Origin of the sequence: Tenacibaculum sp. UWU-22, assembly GCF_041021355.1 — a bacterium.
Taxonomy (GTDB): domain Bacteria; phylum Bacteroidota; class Bacteroidia; order Flavobacteriales; family Flavobacteriaceae; genus Polaribacter.
In genome coordinates this window covers 1-1,143 of the sequence record NZ_JBFNGP010000021.1, presented here as the reverse complement: position 1 = coordinate 1,143, position 1,143 = coordinate 1, and the positions used below count along the sequence as shown (strand labels likewise).

Sequence of the window (1,143 nt, the reverse complement as noted above, 5' to 3'; positions counted from 1 at the left end):
CATCAGTACCCGCATCTGAAACATCGGTAATTGGTGTAGCAACACTGCCATCTGGTTTGTTCGGTGGTCTACCGCTAACCGTTGCACTATTACTAACGCCTCCTTCATTAATATCACTCTGTTGTAAGTTATAACTTCCTGTATACGAAGTGTCACTTACCCCTGGTGCTAAAGAGGCTATTGGGCTACCTACTAAACTTCCATAATCTCCCTCTAATAATGGGTCGCTTAAGCTGACATCGGTTAACGTTACGTTTCCTGTATTGGTTATCGTAAAGCTATAGTGTATTACATCACCTGCATCGGTAAAGCCATTCTCATTGGTATCAACCACTTCGCTTACGCTCTTGATAACGCTTAACTTTGGCGCTGGCGTAATTAAACTTACCGTTGGGTCGTTTGTTGTGCCATCATCTGCTAACGTACCATCTAATAATGGACTCTCTACATCTTCTGGATTTTCTATCGCATTATTATCACCATCAGTACCTGTATCTGAAGTAGCCGTAATTGGCGTAGCTGAACTACCATCTGGCTTGTTCGGTGGCGTACCACTTGCTGTTGCGGTATTGCTAACACCGCCTGCATCAATATCACTTTGTTGTAAGGTATAACTGCCTGAATACGAGGTGTCACTTGCCTCTGGTGCTAAAGAGGCTATGGGGCTACCTACTAAACTTCCATGCGCTCCTGATAATAACGGATCGCTTACGCTAACATCGGTTAACGTTACGTTTCCAATATTGGTTACAGTAAAGCTATAGTGTATTACATCACCCGCATCGGTTACGCCATTACCATTGGTGTCAGTTACCTCACTTACACTCTTAACAACTCGTAACTCTGGGGCTGGTGTAATTAAACTTATGGTTGGGTCATTTGCGGTACCATCGCCCGGTAAGGTACCATCCATTAATGGGGTTTCTATACCTTCTGGGTTTTCTATCGCATTATTATCGCCATCAGTACCCGCATCTGAGGTATCTGAAACAGCGGCTCCACTTGGGTCGTTACCCGTTGCACTAGCCGTATTACTAACACCGCCTGCATCAACATCACTTTGTTGTAAGGTATAACTACCTGAATACGAAGCCTCATCTGTAGCGCCTGGTGCTAATAAAGCTATAGGGCTACCTGTTAGAC

General features: G+C 44.4%; 1 protein-coding gene. It reads right to left on the bottom strand.

Annotation, left to right across the window (positions count from 1 at the left end; translation table 11 throughout):
• The coding region (locus AB2B44_RS10600; RefSeq protein WP_369049557.1) for a hypothetical protein at positions 1-1,143 on the bottom strand (1,143 nt) is incomplete at both ends.